19 protein-coding genes and 1 tRNA gene are annotated in these 23,207 nt (G+C 60.8%); 9 read left to right on the forward strand and 11 right to left on the reverse strand.

Features of this window, described 5'->3' with window-relative positions:
* Positions 1 to 26 precede the first annotated feature (26 nt).
* The 7 genes from AC559A_RS04935 to AC559A_RS04965 form a co-directional block, all read right to left on the reverse strand.
* A complete protein-coding gene (locus AC559A_RS04935) occupies positions 27 to 818 on the reverse strand; it encodes a lysophospholipid acyltransferase family protein (RefSeq protein WP_498816574.1) in 792 nt (263 codons plus the stop codon).
* A complete protein-coding gene (locus AC559A_RS04940; RefSeq protein WP_028573487.1) occupies positions 815 to 1,078 on the reverse strand; it encodes an acyl carrier protein in 264 nt (87 codons plus the stop codon). Before AC559A_RS04940 ends, AC559A_RS04935 begins: the two co-directional genes overlap by 4 nt.
* Positions 1,047 to 2,309 carry a beta-ketoacyl-[acyl-carrier-protein] synthase family protein gene (locus AC559A_RS04945; protein WP_498816575.1) on the reverse strand — a complete coding sequence of 421 codons (1,263 nt, stop codon included), beginning with the start codon at positions 2,307 to 2,309 and terminating at the stop codon, positions 1,047 to 1,049. The genes AC559A_RS04940 and AC559A_RS04945 overlap by 32 nt, the downstream gene beginning before the upstream one ends.
* Entirely contained in the window at positions 2,300 to 3,784 is a 1,485-nt protein-coding gene (locus AC559A_RS04950) for a phytoene desaturase family protein (protein ID WP_498816577.1), read from the reverse strand. The genes AC559A_RS04945 and AC559A_RS04950 overlap by 10 nt, the downstream gene beginning before the upstream one ends.
* Entirely contained in the window at positions 3,781 to 5,001 is a 1,221-nt protein-coding gene (locus tag AC559A_RS04955) for a beta-ketoacyl-[acyl-carrier-protein] synthase family protein (protein WP_498816578.1), read from the reverse strand. Before AC559A_RS04955 ends, AC559A_RS04950 begins: the two co-directional genes overlap by 4 nt.
* 146 nt (positions 5,002 to 5,147) lie before the next feature.
* A complete protein-coding gene (fabG, locus tag AC559A_RS04960; protein WP_498816579.1) occupies positions 5,148 to 5,879 on the reverse strand; it encodes a 3-oxoacyl-ACP reductase FabG in 732 nt (243 codons plus the stop codon).
* Positions 5,880 to 5,905: 26 nt separating this feature from the next.
* Complete coding sequence (locus tag AC559A_RS04965) at positions 5,906 to 6,541, reverse strand: hypothetical protein (protein ID WP_498816581.1); 636 nt, start codon at positions 6,539 to 6,541, stop codon at positions 5,906 to 5,908.
* A 225-nt stretch (positions 6,542 to 6,766) separates the two neighbouring features.
* On the opposite strand from AC559A_RS04965, the gene AC559A_RS04970 reads away from it, so the two are divergent.
* The 9 genes from AC559A_RS04970 to AC559A_RS05010 all read left to right on the forward strand — a co-directional run bounded on the left by AC559A_RS04970 (position 6,767) and on the right by AC559A_RS05010 (position 18,597).
* The gene (locus tag AC559A_RS04970) at positions 6,767 to 7,954 is read left to right on the forward strand and encodes a beta-ketoacyl synthase N-terminal-like domain-containing protein (RefSeq protein WP_498816582.1); all 1,188 of its coding nucleotides are present in this window, start codon (positions 6,767 to 6,769) and stop codon (positions 7,952 to 7,954) included.
* Complete coding sequence (locus tag AC559A_RS04975) at positions 7,926 to 8,570, forward strand: acyloxyacyl hydrolase (protein ID WP_498816583.1); 645 nt, start codon at positions 7,926 to 7,928, stop codon at positions 8,568 to 8,570. The genes AC559A_RS04970 and AC559A_RS04975 overlap by 29 nt, the downstream gene beginning before the upstream one ends.
* Before the next feature lie 253 nt (positions 8,571 to 8,823).
* Positions 8,824 to 9,786, forward strand: coding sequence for a PstS family phosphate ABC transporter substrate-binding protein (locus AC559A_RS04980; RefSeq protein ID WP_084032161.1), 963 nt, complete (start codon positions 8,824 to 8,826; stop codon positions 9,784 to 9,786).
* Between the two features lie 124 nt (positions 9,787 to 9,910).
* On the forward strand, positions 9,911 to 12,214 hold the full coding sequence (locus AC559A_RS04985) for an ABC transporter permease subunit (protein WP_498816585.1): 2,304 nt from the start codon (positions 9,911 to 9,913) through the stop codon (positions 12,212 to 12,214).
* 174 nt (positions 12,215 to 12,388) lie between these two features.
* Positions 12,389 to 14,059: a phosphate ABC transporter permease PstA gene (gene pstA, locus AC559A_RS04990; RefSeq protein ID WP_498816587.1), complete on the forward strand. Its 1,671-nt coding sequence runs from the start codon at positions 12,389 to 12,391 to the stop codon at positions 14,057 to 14,059.
* A 303-nt stretch (positions 14,060 to 14,362) separates the two neighbouring features.
* Positions 14,363 to 15,133 (forward strand): phosphate ABC transporter ATP-binding protein PstB, encoded by a 771-nt coding sequence (gene pstB / locus AC559A_RS04995; protein WP_245590115.1) that lies wholly within the window; start codon positions 14,363 to 14,365, stop codon positions 15,131 to 15,133.
* Positions 15,134 to 15,317: 184 nt separating this feature from the next.
* Positions 15,318 to 16,622, forward strand: a complete 1,305-nt coding sequence (locus tag AC559A_RS05000; RefSeq protein ID WP_498816588.1) for a nucleotide sugar dehydrogenase — start codon at positions 15,318 to 15,320, stop codon at positions 16,620 to 16,622.
* A 535-nt stretch (positions 16,623 to 17,157) separates the two neighbouring features.
* Positions 17,158 to 17,619, forward strand: coding sequence for an NfeD family protein (locus AC559A_RS05005; RefSeq protein ID WP_498816590.1), 462 nt, complete (start codon positions 17,158 to 17,160; stop codon positions 17,617 to 17,619).
* 12 nt (positions 17,620 to 17,631) lie between these two features.
* Entirely contained in the window at positions 17,632 to 18,597 is a 966-nt protein-coding gene (locus AC559A_RS05010) for an SPFH domain-containing protein (RefSeq protein WP_498816592.1), read from the forward strand.
* A gap of 164 nt (positions 18,598 to 18,761) precedes the next feature.
* Here AC559A_RS05010 and AC559A_RS05015 read toward each other — a convergent pair.
* From AC559A_RS05015 to thiM, 4 genes are all read right to left on the reverse strand, one after another.
* A tRNA-Phe gene (locus AC559A_RS05015) sits at positions 18,762 to 18,837 on the reverse strand.
* Between the two features lie 91 nt (positions 18,838 to 18,928).
* Entirely contained in the window at positions 18,929 to 20,005 is a 1,077-nt protein-coding gene (gene mutY / locus AC559A_RS05020) for an A/G-specific adenine glycosylase (RefSeq protein WP_498816594.1), read from the reverse strand.
* On the reverse strand, positions 19,998 to 22,328 hold the full coding sequence (gene rnr / locus AC559A_RS05025) for a ribonuclease R (protein ID WP_498816596.1): 2,331 nt from the start codon (positions 22,326 to 22,328) through the stop codon (positions 19,998 to 20,000). The genes mutY and rnr overlap by 8 nt, the downstream gene beginning before the upstream one ends.
* Positions 22,329 to 22,353: 25 nt before the next feature.
* Positions 22,354 to 23,169: a hydroxyethylthiazole kinase gene (gene thiM, locus AC559A_RS05030; protein ID WP_498816598.1), complete on the reverse strand. Its 816-nt coding sequence runs from the start codon at positions 23,167 to 23,169 to the stop codon at positions 22,354 to 22,356.
* Between the last annotated feature and the right edge of the window lie 38 nt (positions 23,170 to 23,207).

Raw genomic sequence — 23,207 nt, forward strand, 5'->3', positions numbered from 1 at the left:
CGATCCGGGCTCAGCGACCCGTTTTCTCACCGCTGTTTTTCAAGTGCCTCGGCCATGGCCGCCTTGACCGTCTTGCGCAGGGCCACGTGTCCGGATTCGTCGGCGAAGGCGGACGGATCAACTGCCGGTAGTGCCTGGAGGCGGATGGTAGTCGGGGCCATGAGCAGGGCGCCCGGCGGCAGGAGGTGGTCCGTGCCGGAAATGCAGACGGGCACGATGGGCGTGTTGGTCTCCACGGCCAGTTTGAACGCCCCGGAATAGAACCTGCCGAGTTGGCCGTCCCGGCTCCGGTGGCCTTCCGGGAAAAACATCAACGAAATACCTTCCGCCAGGAGTTCACGGCAGCGGAGCAAGCCTTCCTCCCGGCCCAGGGATTCCATGTCCACGTAACGGGCTAGGCGCATGAACGGGGCGTACCAGAACATCCGGAACGGCCAGGACCGCAGGGCGAACCCGCCGTTGCTGAAGGGCAGGGCCCCCATGCAGAAAATATCGAAAAGAGAGCGGTGGTTCAGGACGATGATACAGGGTTGGGGAAAGCGGTCCAGGGCCAAGTCGATTTTTTCAAAGCGCGTGAAAGGGGCGATGAGGACTATCCAGACCTGGCCGTAGAACCGGATGAAATACCGTACGATCCGGTCCAAGGGACGGCCGGTGGCGAGGCGGGCCAGGGGGAGGACTATCGGGGCCAGGAGAACGAAGGCCAGGGTTTGCAGGATCAGCAGAGGATAAACCACCGCGCTCATCACCAGCGCTGACGGCCCCAGGCGCCGTGAAGCCGCGGGCGGCGCGGCCTCCGGCGGGGGAACCTCGGTCATTCCAGTTCCTTGCGCTTGGTCTCAATGAAGGCGTACAGGTCGCCCAGGGTGCGGATTTCCCGGATGGCCTGCTCGTCCCGGAGCTTGCAGCCAAAGGCCTTCTCCAGGACGATGACCATGTCCACGGCATCCAGGCTGTCCAGCCCCAGTTCGTTGAACAGGTGCGCCTCGGGCTTCATGGCCTCCGCGTCCAGTTCGAATTCCTCGGCCAGGGCGGTGTTTACGGTATCAATAATGTCTTTCTGGATGTCTTGCTGCATGTTCGGCGAATTTCCTTACGATCAATGAGGCATTGACTCCGCCCAGGGCGAAGTTGTTTTTGACGGCGATATCCATAATGCGGGGTTCCGGTTCCCGGACATGGCGGACCATGGCGCATTCAGGGTCGGGTTGGTCCAGGTTCAAGGTCGGTAGGCACAGACCGTCCTGGAGCATGCGCACCACGGCGATCAATTCCAGGGCTCCGCTGGCGGCCAAGGTGTGCCCCAGGTGGCCCTTGAAACCGCTGACGGGCACGGCGTCGCCGAAGAGCCGGGCAATGGCCCGGCATTCCGCCGGGTCGCCCAGTTCCGTGGCCGTGGCGTGGGCGTTGACGTAGTCGACCTGACCGGGTTCCAGCCCGGCGTCGGCCAGGGCCAGGCGCATGCATTGCTCGATCCGACCGGGGTCCGGGGTGGAGATGTTCGTGGTGTCGGAGTTGGAGGCGAACCCGATGATTTCGGCCAGGATCGGGACACCTCGCTCCAGCGCGGAATCCAGGGATTCCAGAACGAGAACCCCGCCGCCCTCGGAACAAACCGTGCCGTCTCGCCGGGCGTCGAATGGTCGGGGCGATCTGCCCGGATCGGTATTGTATCCGGTGGAGGCCGCGTTGATAATATCGAAAATGCCCACGGTCAACGGATGCAGTTCCTCGGCACCGCCGCAGAGCATGATCCCTTGTCGGCCCAGGGCGATGGCTTCGTAGCCCAGGCCGATGGCCTGCACTCCGGTGGCGCAGGCGGCGGAGGGGGCCATGACCCGGCCGCCGATGCCCAGGGCCTGGGCCACGTTGGCCGCGCAGGTGTGGCCCATGATCTTGAAGAACAGGGACGACTTGACCTGCTCGATGGAAAATTCCCGCAAATACTCCGCGAAGAAATCCTGCAGGGTCTGAGGGCTGCCCACGGTGGTCCCGATGATCACGCCGGTCTGTTCGGAGCGGCGCAACGACTCGTCGATCCGGGCCGATTTCAGGGCCTCCATGGCGGCCAGCATGGCGAAGACGGACATCCGGGACATGGTGCGGCGGTGTTTTCTGGGAATCTCCCTGGCATCCAGCTCCGGAACGAGCCCGGCGATGTGACAGCGCAAGCCCTTGATCGCTTTGAGGTCCGGATGCTCGGTTATCGCGCTTTGGCCGCGGGCCATGGCCGCGTACAGCGTCTCCACGCCCACGCCGTAGGGCGAGACCGCGCCCAGGCCCGTGATGACCACCCGGTTCAACGACATTGCTGGACCTCCTTGCGCAGTGTTTCCGGCCCCAGGATGAATCCGCAGGTCAGAAAGGCGGAAATCGTCGCGCCCAGAACCCCTGGGCCGGTCAGGGCTTGGCCGGTCAGCAACAGGCCCTTGATCTTGGTCAGGGGAGACGGAGCGATCTGGCCGTGCTTCTGTTTGATCCCGTAGAGGCTGCCCGAGGGAATGTTGACCCAATCCCTGAACGTCAGGGGGGTGGCGCAGTCCAGCATGGTCATGGAGCCGATTTCCGGGACCATCCTCAATACATGGGCCTGAACCCGGTTCATCAGTTCCTGTTTCATCGTCCGGTAGGATTCCGGACGATCTCGTGGGCCGGAGTTCAGCCAGGGCCGCATTTCCTCCATGGACGCCGGACAGAGCAGGATCATTCCTCGTGCGGAGGAGCCGTCGGCCGCTCCGGCGGCGGCCAGAAAAAACGGACGCTTCTCAATAGGCCGGTCGGGCTGGCAATATCCGTCCAGACCCAGATCCGGGCAGAGAAACAGATTCTTGCGATCCAGGATATTGGGAAATGTATCCACCGCGGCGGAAAACATGAAGCCCGACGAAGTTTCCTCGTAGGCCTGAAAGCGACGTCTGGTGGCGGGGCGAAAGGCCGCTTCATCAACCATGGACAGCAGGGAGCACGGGTGGATGGCGGCGATGCAGGCATCCGCCCGGACAACCTCGCCGTCTTCCAACGCCACGCCACGACAATGCCCGGAAGCAACTTCAATTCGCTTGACGTTGCGTCCGGTCAGCAGAACCACGCCCAACTCTTCCAGACGGCGGGTCAAGGCCGCGACCAGGCTTTTGCCGCCACCCTTGATCCCATGCACGGACTGATACAGGGAGCCGCAGACTTGGGCGTGCAGGGCCATGGAGGCCTGGCCCGGCTCCACGCCGTACAGCAGAAAGTGCAGGGACAGCAGGGCCCGCAGCCGTTCGTCCCGGAACAGCCCACCCAGACAACTCGCGACGCTTTGCTCGTGCAGGGGATTGAACGCGCCGACGGCGTCAAAGGGCAGGTCCAGGTTCAGGTGCGGGGAACGGTCAAATTCCTCGGCCACGATCCGCAGATAGGCGTCAATTCCGGCCTTTTCCCCAGGATAATCCGCGTGCAGCCGCTGACGGAGCCGGTCATACCCCTGGGGAAAACCGAAGGAAAAATCGTCCAGAGGAAAGCGCGCCGCGTCAAAGCAGTCGGTGTCGTAGGGGACCTTGGTCAGCCCGTCCTCGATCCCCAGGCAGCGAAAATAGACGTCCAGAACCTCGCCCCGGCCATACGCGCCGGTGTAATGAAACCCGGTATCGAAATGCAGGCCCTTGCGCTCAAACCCCTTGAGCAGCGGGGCGGCCTGACCGGTCTTCTCCACCACGACCACCCGGCGCCCCCTCTGAGCCAGGATGACGGCGCAGGCCAGCCCGGAAATACCCGAGCCGATAACGATATGGTCGAACTTCATTCCGGAAAACCCAAAGCCAGACAGGCATTGGTCCCGCCGAAGCCGGCGGAGTTGCAAAGTACGTGGCGCAGCCGGGCGGGGCGGGTTTCGGTGACGATGTCCAGTTTGGCCGAGGCGGGGTCCGGGCGTTCGAAGTTGATGTTCGGGGCGATGAAGCCTTCCCGGGCCATGAGTACGCAGTAGACGGCCTGGGCCGCGCCGGACATCCAGAGTTCATGGCCGGTCATGGATTTCAGCGAGGAGACGGGAGGGGTGGGTGTTCCGAAAAGCCGGGCGATGCTTTCGGCTTCCACGGAGTCCCCGGCGGGCGTGGACGTGGCGTGAGCGCAGATATAGTCGACTTCCGGCGGGTTCCAGCCCGCCTCGCTCAGGGCCATGCGCATGGCCCGTTCCAGGCCGTCGCCGCTGGGCACGGAGATATGCTCCCCGTCCGAGGAAAAGCCGTATCCGCGGACCAGACCGAGCACCTGAGCGCCGCGTTTGCGGGCCATATCCAGCCGTTCCAGCAGCAGGGTCGCCGCGCCGCCCCCGGGTACCAGACCGTCCCGGTCCGCGTCGAATGGGCGGCTGGCAGTTTGGGGTCGGTCCATGCGGGTGGAGAAGGCTCCCAGGCCGTCGAAGCTGCACACCGATTGCCAGTTGATTTCCTGAGCTCCGCCGCAGAGCACCCGGTCCTGACGGCCCGAGGCAATCAGGTCCGCGGCCTGGCCCACGGCGTGCCCGCCGCTGGAGCAGGCCGAGCTGATGGTCCAGCAGGCGCCCCGAGTGCCCAGCAGGGTGTTCAGGTTCATGGTGATGGTGGAGGTCATGGAGCGAAAGATATGCCCGCTGCCGATGGACCGCGTGTCCAGGCGTTCACGGAGCATGTCCACTTGTTCCACGCCGGCCAGGCAACTGGAGTCGCATCCGAACACCAATCCGGTGCGGTCGTTGCGCAGATCATCCGGGTCCAGCCCGGCCATGGCCAGGGCTTCCATGGTCGCGGCATGGGCCTGGACCGCGAACTCGGGCATGGTCTTGCGCTGTTTGCGACTGAGGTGTCTGGCGGGGTCGAACCCGCGAATCAGGCCGGTCAAGGCGCTTCTGAAGCCCAACTTTATCCGTTCCAGATCTACGCTGATTCCGGACCTGCCCTCATACAGGGCCCGGGCCGCGGAATCCGCGTCGTTGCCCAAGGAAGAGACGATCCCTACGCCGGTGATGGCCGCTTGATGCATGCTTAGATTCAAGAGGAAATACAGGTTGAAGGCTGAAGGTTCAAGGTTGAAAGGGAAGTCAGGTGTTGCCTCATGCCGCGCTTTCCAAACCTTCAACCTTGTCCTTTTTCAACCAAAAAAAATCATGGATTTTGGCCGAATGGCGTTTACATGTATATCCCGCCATTGACCGCGATGGTCTGGCCGGTGATGTATGTGGCCTTGGCGGAACAGAGAAAGGAGACGACTTCGGCGACTTCCTCGGGCCGGCCGACTCGGCCCAGGGGAATCTTCGGCAGGATGGCGTCCCAGGGCAGGTCGGTGGTCATGTCGGTCTGGATGAAGCCCGGGGCCACGGCATTGACCAAAATGTTCCGTTTGCCCATCTCCTGGGCCAGGGCCTTGGTCGCGCCGATGAGTCCGGCCTTGGCCGCGGAATAGTTGACCTGGCCGGCCATACCGGCCTGGCCGGACGTGGAGACGATGTTCACAACCCGGCCCCGGCGCTTGCGCAGCATTTTGGCCAGGAGCAGTTTGGTGACCAGGAAAAAACCGTCCAGGTGCACGTTCAGCACCCGTTTCCACTCCCGCTCGAAGTCCATGGTCAGCATCAGGGTGTCCGCCGTGAATCCGGCGTTGTTAATCACGGCAAAAGGCGTGGCCTCGTCCAAAAGCGGTTCCAGGGCGGCGGTCGTCGCGTTTGCATCGGCCACGTCAAAGGGCAACAGCCGACAGTTCCGGCCCAGGGCGACGACGGCCTCGCGCACCGTCGCCGCCGCGTGATGGTCTCCGCGATAATTCAGCCAGATGTCGAACCCGTCACGGGCCAGGACCAGGGCCGTGGCCGCGCCGATGCCCTTGCTCGCGCCGGTGATCAGGGCGATGGGAGTGATGTCCATAATATGAAGAGCCGAACGGATATCGACTAATCGGTTATGGAGACGACCCGTCCGTTGCCGTCAAACACCACGCCCATGGTCATGAAGCGGTTGCGCCAATAGATCCAGGTATTGCTTTCCAGAGAGGGCGTTCTGTGTTTGGCCGGATAGCCGAGGGCAGTGAGAACTCCCTCTTTGGTCATGCCGGTGTATACTTTACCGGTCTTGATTCCTTTCCTGTCCTGCTCCGAAAAGCGGTCCAGGGAGACGGGTGAACCGGACGTGATCAGTTCGATGTACTCGTGTTCGCCCATGCCCATCCGGCCTCGGTGAAATTCGAAAAACACCTTTTGTCCGGTGTCGGCCACGGTGAACCAGAAACCGTTCCTCCACCGCTGCCCCTTGCCGGGAAACATCACTTTCGACCCCGCGGGGATAACAAAATGTCCGTCCCCGGAGTCGACATAGCCGGCATAACTGGCTTTGATGTCCCGTCGGCTCTGTTGAGCGTGAATATTGTACTTGGTGTACCGGATTTCCGAAGTGGCGCTTGTCATCTGCCCTGATGAGCCGGTGGAGCGACAGGAGGAGAGCAAAACAAGGACGAAGCACAGTAAGAGCATCGCAGCGAGCCAACGGCCTTGAATGATGCGGTTAGCGGGTGCACGGTCCTGCATGGTCATGGGATGGTCCTCCTGTTGATTTTAGGGGTGAGATGAAGCGGTCATTTTTCGAGGCGGGGCGAAGCCTTGAAGGTCCGTATCACCGTCGCCGCCACGATCTCCTCGGCCTTGTCGAGTGCCACAACCAGATCACCGGCGTCAATCCTGCCATGTCGAAACATGCAAAAGGCCCGAATCGCAATCTCTTGCCCAGAATCCCGTCATTGCATAAACTTCGCGGCTATCATGCGTGAAACGTCATTACACACGAATTTTCTTGCTTTCCCGCCGCCCCTTGCCGTTTCGGGCATCGGGGTTGTCGGCGGATTCGGGGTCGGGTTGGGTGAGTTGCGGCTGACCGTGGAGGGGAAACGGTCACCGGTGGTCGGTGGGCCCGAATTCCAGGGGAGGCAGGGGATGGAAAGCGTCCCGGCATTTCAGGCCGATCTGACGGCCCTTGACGAGTTCGTTCCCAAGCGGTCCCTGCGCCGCGTGGACCGCCTCTCCCGTCTGGCTCTGCTGGGTGCGAGCCTGGCCTTGCGGGACGCGGGGCTTTCCGGGCCCGGATCATTGGATAGCCAAAATGAAAGGACCGGCGTCATCGTGGCCACGGGCTACGGCGCGGCGGCCACCACCTTCGCCTTCCTCGACTCCGTGATTCACGACGGTGACGCCTGCGCGTCGCCGACCCATTTTTCCAACTCCGTGCACAACGCCGCGGCGGCCCATATCTCCATTCTGCTGAAGATCACCGGTCCCTGCCTGACAGTCAGCCAGTTCGAGCTGTCCACGGTATCGGCTCTGCTCACGGCCGGGCAATGGCTGGCGGAAGGCCGGGTGGACAGGGTGCTTTTCGGGGCCGTGGATGAGCACTGCCCGGTGCGCGGATATTGCTGGTCGCGTTTTTTCGGGCCGCAAGCTGCCGGTCAGCCTGTCATGCCCCTGGAGCTTGACCGGCAAACCGCCGTCCTGGGCGAGGGGGCGGCCTTTTTCGTGCTTGAGCGATCAGAGCCTGGCCGTTCGGGCGCGTACGGTCATGTTGTGAATGTCGGCATGGGCCGTGAGGACCATCAAAACTTTGATGGTTTTTTCGATGGATCGCCAAGCAAGCCGGACTCTCCGGGGACACTCCTGCTTTTGGGGGCTGACGGACACAAGGCCACCGGGTTCCGGTACCGGCATGTTCTGGAAGCGGCAGGGCGAAACCCTTTGGCAATCGCGGCTTGCGCCCCGGCCTACGGCAGTCTGCCCATTGGCCAGGCTTTTGATCTCGCCGTCGCCGGCATGGCCATCCGGGAGGGATGCCCGTCCTTCGCGGACCACATGCGGCACGATAATGGGTATTCCGGAGCGCTTCGGGAAGTTTCCCGGGTCGCCTGCCTCAAGTATGGATCAGGAGGGGAATATGGGACGATTGTCCTGGCTGGTTCGTGATCCAAGGCCGCGGTCTTGGATCATGACGGCGTTGGCCGTCGTTGCGATTGCCATCCTGTTTTTGGGGGCCTCCGCGCTCACGGCTCGGGCCGAATCGTCCACCCTCGGAGGGGGTGAGCACTCTTTGCGCCTGCCTCCCCGCATGGGCTTGGGCCTGGGATACGGCTTGGCCTACGACCCCGGAGACGCCAGGAATTTCGCCCTTGTCACGGGATTCATGCTTTTCGATTACGAGGACATCTGGCCGCATGCGGCGCCTGAGCCGTTGCGCTTCAAGATCGAGGCGAGCCTGGGCGGTACGACGGAAGGCTCTTCGCAAGGGCTGGCCTCGGTGAGCGGGGTGGCCCTCTATTACCTGGACGGTTTGGGCGGTTCCCTATTCCGTCCTTACGGAGAGGCCGGTGTCGGGGTGATGTACTCGGAGCACAAAGTCGCCGGGCAAGGCTCGCGGCTGAATTTCAACCCCCAAATCGGGATCGGCGTCGAATTCCCCGGCCATAACCAATCCCGAATCTGGGCGTCCCTGCGCCTGCACCACCTGTCCAACGCCGGACTGCATAAGGACAATCGAGGCGTGAATTCCCTGGTCTTGATGATGGGGTATTACTTCGATTGAATCTTTGATCCGCCATCGGCTCCCGAGATGCGGATTCTCCCTTTTCCTCCTCCTTTATTCTTCCCTTCGTTTTTTTCGTTCCCAGGTCGGACCGGGAACTTCGAGTCGTCGCGTTTCTTCGGACAAATGTCATCTTCCCGTCATATTGTTGTAACAATTCCCTCCTATGTTCACGGTCATGGAAAATGGCCTTGGACGGTTCGCCATGTCGGCGGGTCGAAATCGCCACAAATGAACAGGAGGAATCTCTTTTATGCGGAAGATTTTAGCAACTATCATGCTTTTTGGGATGCTGACCGCGGGCAATGTGTCGGCTCAAACCGGAGTTGACCCGGCCCTGCCCGAGTACACCCCGGTTTCCGGTATTTCCGGCAATCTGTCCAGCATGGGCTCGGACACTCTGAACAACCTGATGACCCTCTGGGCTGAAGCTTTCCAGGGCTACTACCCCAATGTGAACATCCAGATCCAGGGTGCCGGTTCGTCCACCGCCCCGCCGGCCCTGATCGAAGCCACGGCCAATTTCGGCCCCATGAGCCGGGAAATGCGGGCCACGGAAATCGAGCAGTTCGAACAGCGCTACGGTTACCAGCCCGTCAAGGTGACCACGGCCGTGGACACCATCGCCGTGTATCTGAACAAAGACAACCCCCTGGACTGCCTGTCCATCCCCGAGATTGACGCCATCTTCTCCGCCACCCGTCGCTGCGGTCACGGCGAAGACGTCACCCGTTGGGGGCAGGTCGGCCTGACCGGCGCCTGGGCCAATCGCGACTTCACCATCTACAGCCGTAACGCCGTGTCCGGCACCTACGGCTTCTTCAAGGACGTGGCCTTGTGCGGCGGCGACTACAAGCCGACCATCAACGAGCAACCCGGCTCCGCCTCCGTGGTCCAGGGCGTGACCGAGTCCATCAACGGTATCGGCTATTCCGGTATCGGCTACATCACCTCCGGGGTGAAGGCCGCGTCCATCAACATGGGCGGAACCTGTTACGAACCCAACGCGGAAAACGCCGCCTCCGGCAATTACCCGCTGGCTCGCGGTTTGTTTCTGTATGTGAACAAGAATCCCACCGAGCCGCTGGCTCCGGTGGAGCGGGAGTTCCTGCGCCTGGTACTCTCCAAGCAGGGCCAGGAAGTCGTGGTCCGCGACGGGTACATCCCGCTGCCCGAAACCGTCGCCGCCCAGGTCCGCGCCCAAATCGGACTGTAGGCCTTCCCGAACCATCCGCTTGACGCCGCTCCATGCTCCGGCATGGGGCGGCTTTTTCTCTCTCGACGAATCGTCATCGGAACCTCCATTCGGCTTTCGCATCGTGTACAGGAAGCGACGCATCATGAAAAACGGCTCATCTTCTTCAACTCCCACGCATGACCTGGACAAGCTGTTCGGGGCCATGCCCGACGCCACGGCCCGCGCCTCGTTGCGGAAATACCGGACGACCAAGGACGTTTCCGCCAAATATTTCATCAGTGCCGGTGGAATGGGCGTGGTTTTGGCCCTGGCCCTGATCTTCATCTTCTTGTTCATCGAACTGGTCCCGATTTTCGCTCCGGCCAAGATCGAGACGAATACCGCGTATGTCGTCCCCGGAGGGCCGGAGGAACGCACGTTGTTGCTGGATATGGATCGGTACCAGGAAGTCGGTGTCCGGTATCGCGGCAACGGCGAGGTGCTTTTTTTCGAGCTGGCCACCGGTATGCCCATGGAGAAGGTCGTTGTTCCGGTACCGGAAGGCGTTGAGATCCGTTCCTTCGGTGAGGGGGAACCGCGTTCCAATCTCGTTGTTTTGGGGCTTTCGGACGGCACGGCCATCCTGGTCCGCCATGAGTTCGAGCTGGACTGGACCGGCAATGTCCGGACCATTGTTCCCAAATTGACCTTTCCATTCGGCAGCGAACCCGTCCCGGTGGATCCCTCGAATCGTCCACTGCGCCGCATTGCCGTGCAGCGGGCTGCCGCCGGAACGGCCGTGGCAACGGTGACGGACGACGACCGGGTGCTCCTGGTTCAGCTCGCCACCCGGACGTCCTTCCTGACCGGAGAGACCGTGGTCACCACCACCAAGCACGATCTCGGGCCGGCACCGGGCGAGGTCGTGGACGTGCTGATCTCCTCGAACATGATCAATTTGTTCCTGGCCGATACGCACGGCAAGCTGCACTATTACGATCTGCGTCAACCGTCTCAGGCCGGACCGGCACACAGTCTGGAGGTGGTTCCGGACGCATCCGTGTCCATCACCGCCGTGGACTTCCTGCTTGGTACGGTTTCCCTCATCGTCGGCCGGTCCGACGGAACCTTGAGCCAATATTTTTTGGTCCGGAATGAACAGAACGAATACTTCATCACGCACGTTCGGGATTTTGACCGCCATGCTGCTCCGATCACCATCCTGGCCACGGAGTACACTCGCAAGGGGTTTGCCGCGGCGGACGCCACCGGGGTCGTGGGACTGCACTATCCCACCTCCCAGCGGACCCTGCTGCTGAAACCCGTGGCGGACTCGCCCATCCGGACTTTGGCCTTTTCCCCGACCAACGCGGCTCTGTTGGCCCTGGACGAGACTCAGAATCTGCACCTGCTGGATGTGGACAATCCGCACCCCGAGTACTCGTTCAGCGCCTTGTGGCAAAAAGTCTGGTACGAAGGCCGGGCCGCACCGGACTATGTCTGGCAGTCCTCGTCGGCTTCGGACGAGTTCGAGTCCAAGTTCAGCCAGATGCCCCTGACCCTGGGCACGCTCAAGGCCTCGTTCTACGCCATGCTCATCGCCATGCCCCTATCCGTGCTCGGGGCGATCTACGCGGCATATTTCATGAGCCCCAAGCTGCGGGCCGTTGTCAAACCGTCCATCGAAGTCATGGAGGCCCTGCCCACGGTCATTCTCGGTTTTTTGGCCGGGTTGTGGCTGGCGCCGTTCGTGGAGAGCAACCTGCCTGCCGTCTTTTCCATCGTGGTCTTCATGCCTCTGATGATGCTGCTGACCGCCTTTTCCTGGAGCAGGTTGCCCCTTCGCATCCGCCTGCTGGTTCCGGACGGCTGGGAAGCGGCCATGCTCGTACCCATAATTCTGGTCTTCGGGTGGGTCTGCGTCACGCTCAGCCCGCACATTGAAATCTGGTTCTTCGACGGCAGCGCCAGGCAATGGCTGACGGATGTGGGCATCACCTACGACCAACGCAACGCCCTGGTGGTTGGGCTGGCCATGGGTTTCGCGGTCATTCCGACCATTTTCTCCATAGCCGAGGACGCCATCTTCAATGTGCCCAAACATCTGACCCAGGGTTCCCTGGCCCTGGGGGCCACTCCCTGGCAGACCGTGACCCGTGTGGTCCTGCTCACCGCCAGTCCGGGAATATTTTCGGCGATCATGATCGGTTTCGGCCGGGCCGTGGGCGAGACCATGATCGTGCTCATGGCCACGGGCAACAGTCCAGTGATGAACTTCAATATCTTCGAAGGTATGCGCACCCTGTCCGCGAACATCGCCGTGGAACTGCCGGAAACAGCCGTGGGCAGCACGCACTACCGGATTCTGTTCCTGGCGGCCCTGGTGCTTTTTGTGCTCACGTTCATCGTGAACACGGCCGCGGAGATTGTCCGCCAGCGGCTGCGCAAGAAGTATAGTTCGCTGTAGATCCAAGTGCCGGTTGCCAATCGATTACAGCATCAACCGAAATCGAAATCGCAATCGAAATCGATTCGGTATCGCAAAAAGTTTTCGCCACGTCTGGAGTCAAGTTTGTTCGGAGTCGATTACGATCACGATTTCGATTCATTCGAGATACAATGTGAAGCGTAGGATAACGGGATGAATACACGTCAATGGTTCAAAAGCGGTTCCCCCTGGATCTGGCTGACCGGGGGGATGATCAGTCTGAGCATGATCATGGTCTTCGGCCTGTTGGCCTTGATCGCGGTGCGCGGGCTGGGTCACTTCTGGCCGGCCCCGGTGGTGGAGTTCGAATATCATCCCGACCCGGAGACCACGATTCGCGTGCTGGGCAACCCGATGCGTTCCCAGAATGTTACCGGATTGGTCCTGCGGGAGTCCGGGCATCTGATTCCGGAAGACGTGGACCTGACCCAGCGTTTTCTGATCAAGCAAGGCAACCGGGATCTGACCGGCCGGGATTTTTACTGGTACCCGGAGCCGCTGGTTTCCGAGTGGACCACTCCTCGGGAGGCCATGGTCGTCGAGCGTCGGGAATGGGGTGATTTCATCGGGTTTCTCCACCAGGTCAAGCAGGACGGAGTGGTGATCGCCGAAGGCTACGCCGGCAAGGATAAGCTTTTACCTCTCGTTGACCGCGCCAACGAACTGGCCGGGGAAATCAACCAGATCGAACGCTACGAGATCGGCGGGTTGAATAGGCAGCTTGAGCGGATTCGATTGGCTGAACGCGGCTTGGAGCGGAACGTGGATATGGAGTCCGCGGAAATCCAGCGACGACTGGCCGAATTGCAGGCAGAGCGGGACGAACTGGATCGCCAGTACGCGGGGATCAACGCCCGTCGGCTGGATCTGCTGGAACAGATGCGCCGGGACATTCTGGTGGCTGAGTCCATGGATGGTCGCCAGGTGGAAATTCCCCTGGCCAACGTTGTCCACGTGCACTGGCCCAACGACATGTCCCTGGTTCAGAAAATGGGCCATTACGTGACCATGGTCTGGGGATTTCTGAGCGGCTTTCCTCGGGAAGCGAACACCGAGGGCGGGATTTTTCCGGCCATTTTCGGCACCGTGCTGATGGTCATCCTGATGTCCATCGTGGTCACGCCCATGGGCGTGCTGGCGGCGATCTATCTGCGGGAGTACGCCAAGCAGGGGCCCATAGTCCGTCTGGTGCGCATTTCGGTGAACAATCTGGCCGGGGTGCCGTCCATTGTCTTCGGGGTGTTCGGCCTGGCCTTTTTCGTCTACTTCGTGGGCGGCAACCTGGACCGGATGTTCTACCAGGACTCCCTGCCCGCACCGACCTTCGGCACGCCGGGGCTGGTCTGGGCCTCCCTGACCCTGGCCCTGCTCACCCTGCCCGTGGTCATCGTATCCACGGAAGAAGGGCTGGCCCGGATACCCAGCACCATCCGCCACGGCTCCCTGGCCCTGGGCGCGACCAAGGCCGAAACGCTCTGGCGCACGGTCCTGCCCCTGGCCACCCCGGCGATGATGACCGGGTTGATCCTGGCCGTGGCCCGGGCCGCCGGGGAGGTGGCCCCGCTGATGCTGGTGGGCGTGGTCAAACTGGCCCCGAACTTGCCGGTGGACGGGTATTTCCCGTACCTGCACCTGGAGCGCAAGTTCATGCACCTGGGTTTCCACATTTACGACGTGGGTTTCCAGAGCCCCAACGTGGAGGCCTCCCGGCCCCTGGTCTACGCCACGGCCCTGGTCCTGGTGCTGATCATCATCACCCTGAACCTGACGGCCATCACCATCCGCAATTATCTGCGAGAGAAGTACCGCAGCGAAAGCGATTAGCAGTCCGTTGAAAAACTCCCAATTGCTGCGTCGCTGCAAAAAGTTCAAACTCTCACGTATCAATAAATACGCTTCGATCTTGAACTTTTCTTGCTTCTTGCACTTGAGGTTTTTGAACGGACTGCGGATAATTCTTCATTACAACGGCAAGTCGTGATCAACGCCCGGTCGTCGAACCGACATTGAACCGCACCCCCACCGTAACCACGCAGCTTATGGAAAGGTGATATGAGTACCACGAACAACACCCCGGCGCCCCATGGTGTCATGGCCAATTTTTTCGCCGACAATCCGCGAGAAAAAATGGATTTCAGAAAGGAAACGTTTTCCCTGGAAGTGGAGAACCTTCAGCTTTACTACGGCAAGGACCAAGCCCTGAAGGACATCTCCATGAAGATCCCCACCCGGCGGGTCACGGCCTTCATCGGTCCCAGCGGCTGCGGCAAGTCCACCTTGCTGCGCTGCTTCAACCGGATGAACGACCTGATCGATATCTGTCGTATCGAGGGCAGCATCAAGCTGGACGGCGAGAATATCTACGATCGGACCGTGGACGTGGCTGAACTGCGTCGGCGGGTGGGCATGGTCTTTCAGAAGCCCAACCCCTTTCCCAAGTCCATCTACGAGAACGTGGCCTACGGTCTGCGGCTGCAAGGGGTCAACGACAGGAAGAAACTGGACCAGGTGGTGGAATACGCCCTGCGCGGCGCGGCCCTGTGGGACGAGGTCAAGGACCGGCTGCACGAAAACGCCTTCGGCCTGTCCGGCGGGCAGCAGCAGCGCCTGGTCATCGCCCGGGCCGTGGCTATTGAGCCGGAAGTGATTCTCCTGGACGAGCCCTGTTCGGCTCTGGATCCCATTTCCACGGCCAAGGTCGAGGACCTGATCTTCAAGCTTAAGGAAAAATACACGATTATCATCGTCACTCACAACATGCAGCAGGCCGCCCGGGTTTCGGACTATACGGCCTACATGTACCTGGGCAACCTGGTGGAATACATGGACACCATCACCCTCTTCACCCAGCCCAAGCAACGGGCCACCGAGGATTATATCACCGGTCGGTTTGGATAATGTCGGAGGGGAGAGTGGGATGCGGTTGCGGTGTTATCGGCATTTGAGTAACTGGCGTTCTCACAGGCAAAAGTCGCGTTATCGCTTTGTCTGGAGCTACTCATGACCAACTCCCCGCATTCCACGCCGCACCGCGGCAACACCAAGGCCCTGATGCGTATGAATCAGGCACCCAGGCTTTCCCATGATCAAAACCACCCTGCTGCAAAAACTGACCGCCCGCCAAGCCACCATCGGGATCATCGGCCTGGGCTATGTGGGCCTGCCCCTGGCCTTGCGATATCTGGAAGCTGGATATCGCGTCCTGGGTTTGGACATCGACCAAGCCAAAGTCGACCAGCTTTTGGCCGGCCGGAGCTACATCAAGCACATTCCCTCGGCCCCGATTCAGGATGCCGTCCATGCCAAAGCCTTCGATGCGTCCACGGATTTCTCCCGGGCTCGGGAGGCTGACGCCCTGATCTTGTGCGTGCCCACCCCCCTGAACGCACACCGAGAGCCGGATCTTTCCTACGTGCTGGCCTCCCTGGAGGAGATTCTGCCGCACCTGCGATCCGGGCAGGCCGTGTCCCTGGAGTCCACCACCTATCCCGGAACCACGGAGGAGGAACTGCGGCCGCGCATTGAACAGGTCGGGCAGGTCGTGGGCCGGGACGTGTTCCTGGTTTACTCCCCGGAGCGCGAAGACCCGGGCAACCCGAACTTTCAGACCCGGACCATCCCCAAGATTTGCGGCGGCAGCACCCCGGCCTGTCTTGAGGTGGGCTTGGCCCTGTACGGACAGGTCATCGACCATGTCGTGCCGGTGTCCTCCACGCGCACGGCAGAGGCCGTTAAGCTGATGGAGAACATCTTTCGCAGCGTGAACATCGCCCTGGTCAACGAACTGAAGACGGCCTTCATGAAAATGGGCATTGACATTTTCGAGGTCGTCCGGGCCGCCTCCACCAAGCCTTTCGGCTACATGCCCTTCTACCCCGGTCCCGGTCTCGGCGGGCATTGCATTCCCATCGATCCGTTCTACCTGACTTGGAAGGCTCGTGAGTACGACGTGGCCACCCGATTCATCGAATTGGCCGGGGAGATCAACACCTCCATGCCCTCCTTCGTGGTCCAACGGGCCGCGGACGTGCTCAACGACCGAGCCAAACCGCTTAAAAACTCTAAAATTCTTCTCCTGGGTCTGGCCTACAAGGCCGATGTGGACGACGACCGCGAGTCCCCCACCTATCGGATCATGGCCTTGCTGGAGCAAAAGGGCGCCTTGGTTCTCTATAACGACCCCCATGTACCGGTCATTCGTCCCAGCCGGGAATACGCCCAATACGCCGGACGCACGTCCAGTCCCGTGGACGGCGAGTACGATCTGATCATCCTGTGCACCGCCCACGCGGAGTATAAGACCCTCGTCCCGGCCGAACTGAAAGCGCCGGTCCTGGACACCAGGGGCTTTTTTCCGGATCTACCGGGAACGGTGTACCGGGGGTGATGTGTTGTCCTGAAGATGTCCATGGCAAGCCAAGGTTCTTTCTTTTGGATCATTGATTTTTTTGTATCGGAACGTTTCATTCGTTCTTGTCTCAATTCACCACACTGGTGCTTGCGGTGCAGCGAGGGCGAGTATCTAAACCGACGGCTGGTCCCTGATTGAAACAGGGAGGGGCCGGAGGGGGAAGCAGAGCGCGCCCTCAAAGCGGGAAAGAGGCGGGACAATCGATAAGGCAAGAAAGAGGGTTTACAACAATTGTTGTAAACCCTTTGATTTTCCTGGTGCCGAGGGAACAGAATTGAACTGCCGACACAGGGGTTTCGAGTTGAACGGCCCTGTTCGCGAGGACTGGGCGAATACGATAAGCTGCCCCCTGGCAGGCATCACTGTCACCTGAAGAAAGGTCGACCTTTATGTGACCGTTTGGGAAGACGCTTTTGCAGCTTGCCATGAACCACATGCATGGTTCAAGGTAGACTTAGTTTCACCGATAAACCATCCCATCCGTCTTATCATTTTTTAACAAGGCTACTATATGCTCCCAGATGCATGGATTTCCTCGTGGTTGCCGTGGTTTCTCGCCGCAATTGCATTTGCAACCCTCGAATTGTTTATGCCAATTTTCATTTTTCTCTTTTTTGGCATCGGCTGCCTTGGAGTTGCCCTTGCACTCCTTGTGTTTGATATCCCTCTTCCACAACAACTTGTTATCTTTCTCATTGTGACCATCTCTTCGCTTGTGATGCTGCGAAAATGGATGATGGGCATATTTCGGGGTGTAACGGCTGATCGTACCGACAAGGACTTTGACGATTTTCCTTATGGTGAACGGGTTCAGGTTTTGAGAGACATCAATCCGCCACAACCAGGTCGGGTTCAGCACCGTGGAACTGCTTGGGACGCCGTGGCTGACGAAATTGTCGAGGCAGGAGCAACAGTCGAGATTATCGGTTATGCCGGGAATTCACGCCAAACCTTTCAAGTTCGCAAAATCTAAAAGGAGTTCCTGATGAGCGCAACCCTTATTGCCCTTTTGGTTCTGACCGGTTTTATTGTTCTTGTTCTCCTGAAAACAGCCGTTATTGTCCCTCAAAAAAGTGAATATATCGTGGAACGGCTCGGTAAATACAACAACACCTTTGGAGCAGGTTTTCACATTCTCGTCCCGTTTCTCGACCGTGTCGCCTACAGGTTCACCTTGAAGGAAGAAGTTTTCGACATTCCCAGCCAAACATGCATCACCAAGGATAATGTGACCGTTGAGGTTGATGGCCTTATCTATCTACAGATTGTGGACAGCAAGCAATCGGCCTACGGAATCAACGACTACCGCATGGCCGCATCCCAACTGGCGCAAACGACCTTGCGGTCCTGCATTGGCCGCATTGACCTGGACAAGACGTTCGAGGAGCGAGAGACCATCAACAGCCAGGTGGTCGAATCCATTGACCAGGCTGCGCAGGCATGGGGCGTGAAGGTCTTGCGCTATGAAGTCAAGGACATTCTGCCGCCGGAGTCCGTGAAAAAGGCCATGGAGGCCCAAATGACGGCAGAGCGGGAAAAGCGGGCCGCCATCGCAAGATCCGAAGGTGAGCGTCAGGCCACGATCAACAGGGCGGAAGGTGACAGGCAGGATGCTATCCTGCGCTCCGAGGGCGAAAAGCAGAAGCGCATCAATGAAGCTGAAGGGCGAGCCAAGGAGATACTCATCGTCGCCCAGGCCACCGCTGACGGATTGAGCACGATTGCCAAGCAACTGGAAATGCCGGGTGGGCAGAACGCCGCAAACCTGAGGGTGGCCGAGCAGTATGTCGGAGAATTCGGAAAACTGGCCAAGTCTTCAAACACGATGATCATTCCAGGAAATATCGCGGACTTGGCAGGCATGGTTACTTCTGCCATGGCCGCATTTCAGAATGTAAAGAAAGGCAATGATGCTGGAAACAAGGAAGGTTATCAGTTCTCAGCCATGTGAATCTTCCTGGCGGCTCAATTATTCTGGCATACATAACTCCATTTACAGGTGAAAATGGAGTTGTCAATCACACTGCCAGGAGAAAATATGATTACGATTGGCGCTGGGCTTGACCGCAATAAAAAAGGGTTTAAGCCGTTTGGCCTAAACCCTTTGATTTTTCCTGGTGCCGAGGGACAGAATTGAACTGCCGACACGGGGATTTTCAGTCCCCTGCTCTACCGACTGAGCTACCTCGGCGGCGAAAGATTGAGGTTCTATCCAAAACTACAGGCCTTGGCAAGTGTTTTGGAGGTGTTTTTTATCCCGTCTCCAAGATGGCCGGGGAATGTCATGAGAAGGTTTGGTCAATGAGTTTGCGATGGCCGGCGGGGAAGGCGTATTGGTTGAGTTCGTCCGGGCGGACCCAGCGGTATTCCTGGGCCGCGGTGAGGATGGGCGGGGGCTTGGGGTGGTCGTCGTTCAGGCGGCAGTGGTAGCAGTGCAGGGCCACGCGGTATTTGGTGTAGCCGTGGCGGATCACGGCGAGTTTGCGCAGATCGTTCACCTCGAAGCCGGTTTCTTCCATGTATTCGCGAATAAGTGTTTGTTCCGGGGTTTCCGCGCCTTCGATGGTCCCGCCGGGGAATTCCCACAGGCCGGCCCAGACCCCGGTTTCGAGTCGCTTCTGGATGTAGATCAGTCCCTGGGCCATGAGCACGCCCGTGGCCACGTCGATGGGGATGGTGGTCACGGCCTTGGACGGGACCGGGCGTTCCAGGACGATGTCCAGGCGGCGGGCCTCGCAGACGTCATGCAGGGGGCAGAAGGAGCAACGCGGTCGGCGGGGCAGGCAGATCAGGGCGCCCAGTTCCATCAAGGCTTGGCTGAAGTTCCGGGCTTGTCCCGGCGGGGTCAGGGTCAGGGCCTGTTCGGCGATGAACCTGGCCGTGGGCCGTTGCCGGACTGGGGTGTCCAGGTCGAACACACGGGCCAGAACCCGGCCCACGTTGGCGTCCACCACGGCATGGGGCTGGTTGTGGGCGATGGCGCAGACCGCGGCCGCGGTGTACGGGCCCACTCCGGGCAAGGCCAGCCAGTCGGCATGGTCCCGGGGCAGGATTCCGGAAAGATTTTCCGCCACGTGCCGGGCCGCCCGGAGCAGGTTGCGCGCCCGGGTATAGTAGCCGAGCCCCTCCCAAGCCGCCATGACCTTGTCCTCCGGAGCCGCGGCCAGGGCGCGGACGTCCGGAAACCCGGCGGTCCAGCGCTGAAAATAGCCCACCACCCGATCCATCTGGGTCTGCTGGAGCATGACCTCGGAAATCCAGACCTGGTAGGGATCGTAGGTCCTTCTCCAGGGCAGATCCCGGGCATGGCCCGCGAACCAGTCCAGCAGCGGGCGGGAGAACGATTGCTGATCAACCACGGCGGGATGGATCGGGTTTTCGGGCGGTTTTCCGGCCGCTTTTCGGAGAATCTTTCGGGACGCTTGCCCGAGCTTTCTTTGGGGCTTTCTTTGGGGCTTTTGGGGGAGCTTTTTTCTGGTCTTCTTTTTGGGCGCCTTTTCGACTGGAGCCTTTGGCGGCCCGTTTGGACGCGGTTTCCTCCGGCGACTTCTCCGGCTTAAGGGTCAGGTTGATCTCCAGGCGGGAGAGACTGACGTCCTCCAGGATTACGGAAACCTTCTGTCCCATCCGGAAGGTCCGTCCGGTGCGTCGGCCCACCAGTTCATGGCGCTCCGGGAAAAAGGCGTAATAGTCGTCGGTCAGTGAGGACAGCCGGACCATGCCGTCGGCCAGGAGGTCGGACAGCTCCACGAAAAAGCCGAAGTCGGTCAGGGAGGAGATCACTCCGGAGAGTTCCTCGCCCACCCGGTCCAGCAGAAACATCACCGTGACCCGCTTGAGGATCTCCCGCTCCGCGGCCATGGCCCGGCGCTCCCGGATGCTCAGTTGATCGCCAAGTGTCTTGAGCTGTTTTAAGGAGATTTTCGGGCCAAGCCCGGAGAGGACGGCTTTCAGGGCCCGGTGCAGCTCCAGGTCGGCGTAGCGCCGGATGGGGGAGGTGAAGTGGGCGTAGCAGGTGGAGGCCAGGCCGAAGTGGCCGAGGTTTTCCGGGCTGTACTTGGCCTGCATCTGGCTGCGCAGGAGCAGCCGGTTGACCAGGAATTCCATGTCCGTGTCCTGGGCCGCGGCCAGAATGGCCTGCAAGGTTTTGGGGTCGGCCGGTTCGCCTTTCTTGGGCAAGCTCACGTCCAACTCGGTCCGTTCCAGGACCTTGGACAGAGCGCGCAGCTTGTCCGGGTCCGGCTGGTCGTGCACCCGGTAGAGCATGGGCCGCTTGCGCTTGGTCAGGAATTCGGCCACGGCCTCATTGGCCGCGATCATGAACTCCTCGATGATCTGGTGAGAAAAATGCCTGGGCCGGGACTGGATGTCCGCGGCTTCGCCCTGGACATCCAGGAGCACGGTCGGGTCCGGCAGATCGAAATCCAGGCTGCCCCGGCCATGTCGGCGCTGCTTCAAGGCCCGGGCCAGGGTCGCGGCCTGCTCCAGCATGGGCAGCAGCGAACCCATAACCCGGCGCACGGAATGGTCGTCTTCCTCCAGGGCTCCGTGGACCTGTTCGTAGGTCAGGCGGGCGTGACTCTGGATCACCGCCTCGTAAAAGTCGGACCGCAGGATCTTGCCGTCCGGAGAAAAATCCATCTCCGCGACCATGGCCAGGCGGGGTTCGTCGGGGTTCAGGCTGCACAGGCCGTTGGACAAACGTTCCGGAAACATGGGTTCCACGGATTTGGGGAAGTAATAGGAATTGCCCCGCTCCCGGGCCTCATCGTCCAGAGGGGTGGAGGGCGCGACGTAATGGGCCACGTCCGCGATGGCCACCCAGAGGGTGAAACCTTGAGCGATTTTCTTGACGCAGACCGCGTCGTCGAAATCCTTGGCCGTCTCACCGTCAATGGTCACCAGGGGCAGTTCGCGCAGATCCTTGCGGTTTTTGAAGTCCTCCTGCGCCGGTTTTTCGGGTAGGGCCTCGGCCTGCTCCAGGGCGGCCTCCGGAAATTCGGCGGGCACGTGATGGTTGAACTTGACCAGTTGCTCCTGGACGTCCAGACTGATCTCCGAACCCAGCACGGACTTGATGGAGCCGGACCAGAGATGCTCCTCCAACCGCTCGCCGATCCGGGCCAGGACGATGTCGTTTTTGCGCGGTTGCAGGTCCGGGTCGGAAGAGGTCAGGAGCAGGTGAAAGCCCAGTTTGGGGTCCGTGGCCTGGGCCAGCCACTGGCCCCGGCCTCTGGCGTCCAGGATGCGCACGGCGTAGATCTCGGTCCGCCGTTCCAGCACCCGGACTACCCGGCCCTCGGGATTGCGGCCGCGGCGTTTGGGCATCAGGGCCACGGCCACCTTGTCGCCGTGGCGGGCGTCGCCCAGGTCCCGGCTGCTCACGAAGACGTCCTTTCCGCGGCTGTCCTCCGGGAGCACGAACCCTACCCCGGAGCGCTGGACTTCCAACTCTCCGGTGATGATCCGCATGGTCTCGGCCAGGCCGTAGGCGTCGCGCATCCGGATGATCCGACCTTCCCGGATCAGTTGGTTCAACATTTCGTCCAGATCGTCGCGATGCCGCTTTTCCACTCCCAGGAGTTGGGACAATTCGGCGTAGGCCAGGGGTGTGCGGGCCTTGCGAAAGGTCTGCAACACGCTTTCCGGGGTCAAGGCGTCTGATCGATTTTTTCGGGCCATGGCGGTCACGTCCTTTTGCAAGTAGTTAAGCGGAGCATGCCTCCGCCCGCAACATCTGATCATCCCCGACCAGGGCCAGAATGTCCAGAAAGGCCGGTTCAAAGCTGCCGGGGCCGGTGGATTTCTGGGCCGCCAGCTCTCCGGCCACATTGTAGAGAGCCATGGCGCCCACGGTCCCGGCCAGGGCCTCGCTCCCCGCGCCGACAAACGCGGCCACGGTGGAACTCAGGGCGCAACCCATGCCAGTGATCTTGGTCATCAGGGGGGAGCCTCCGGACAGACGGACGATGCATCGGCCGTCCGTGACCAGGTCGCGTTGCCCGGAAACCGCCACCACGCAGTTCAGTTTGGCTGCCAACTCCCGGGCCGTATCGGTGATTTCCTCCACGCCATGCACCGCGTCCACCCCCCGCGCGCCGCCCTGGCCCCCGGAAACGGCCAGGATTTCGGACGGATTGCCGCGCAGCACGGAAATACTCACGGCGTCCAGAATCCGGTTCACGGTTTCGGTCCGATACCGTGTCGCCCCGGCCCCAACCGGGTCCAGGACCACCGGCTTGTTCAGCTCATTGGCCTTTTTTCCGGCCAGGATCATGGCCTCCACCCAGGGGCCGCTCAAGGTGCCGATGTTCAGGGCCAGGGCGCTGGCCAGCCCGGTCATTTCTTCCACTTCCTCCGGCGCATGCGCCATCACCGGATACGCCCCCTGGGCCAGCAGGACGTTTGCGGTCACACCCATGACCACGAAGTTGGTGATGTTGTGCACCAGCGGCCCGGTCCGGCGCATGGTCCGGAGCTGGTTTGCCGCGATTTCCGGCCATTGTTTCTCGGTGTCGTGCATAGTTTTTTCCTCGTCATCCTGTTTCAGCCTGTTGCATC

The organism is Desulfonatronum zhilinae (assembly GCF_900182865.1).
Taxonomy (GTDB): domain Bacteria; phylum Desulfobacterota; class Desulfovibrionia; order Desulfovibrionales; family Desulfonatronaceae; genus Desulfonatronum; species Desulfonatronum lacustre.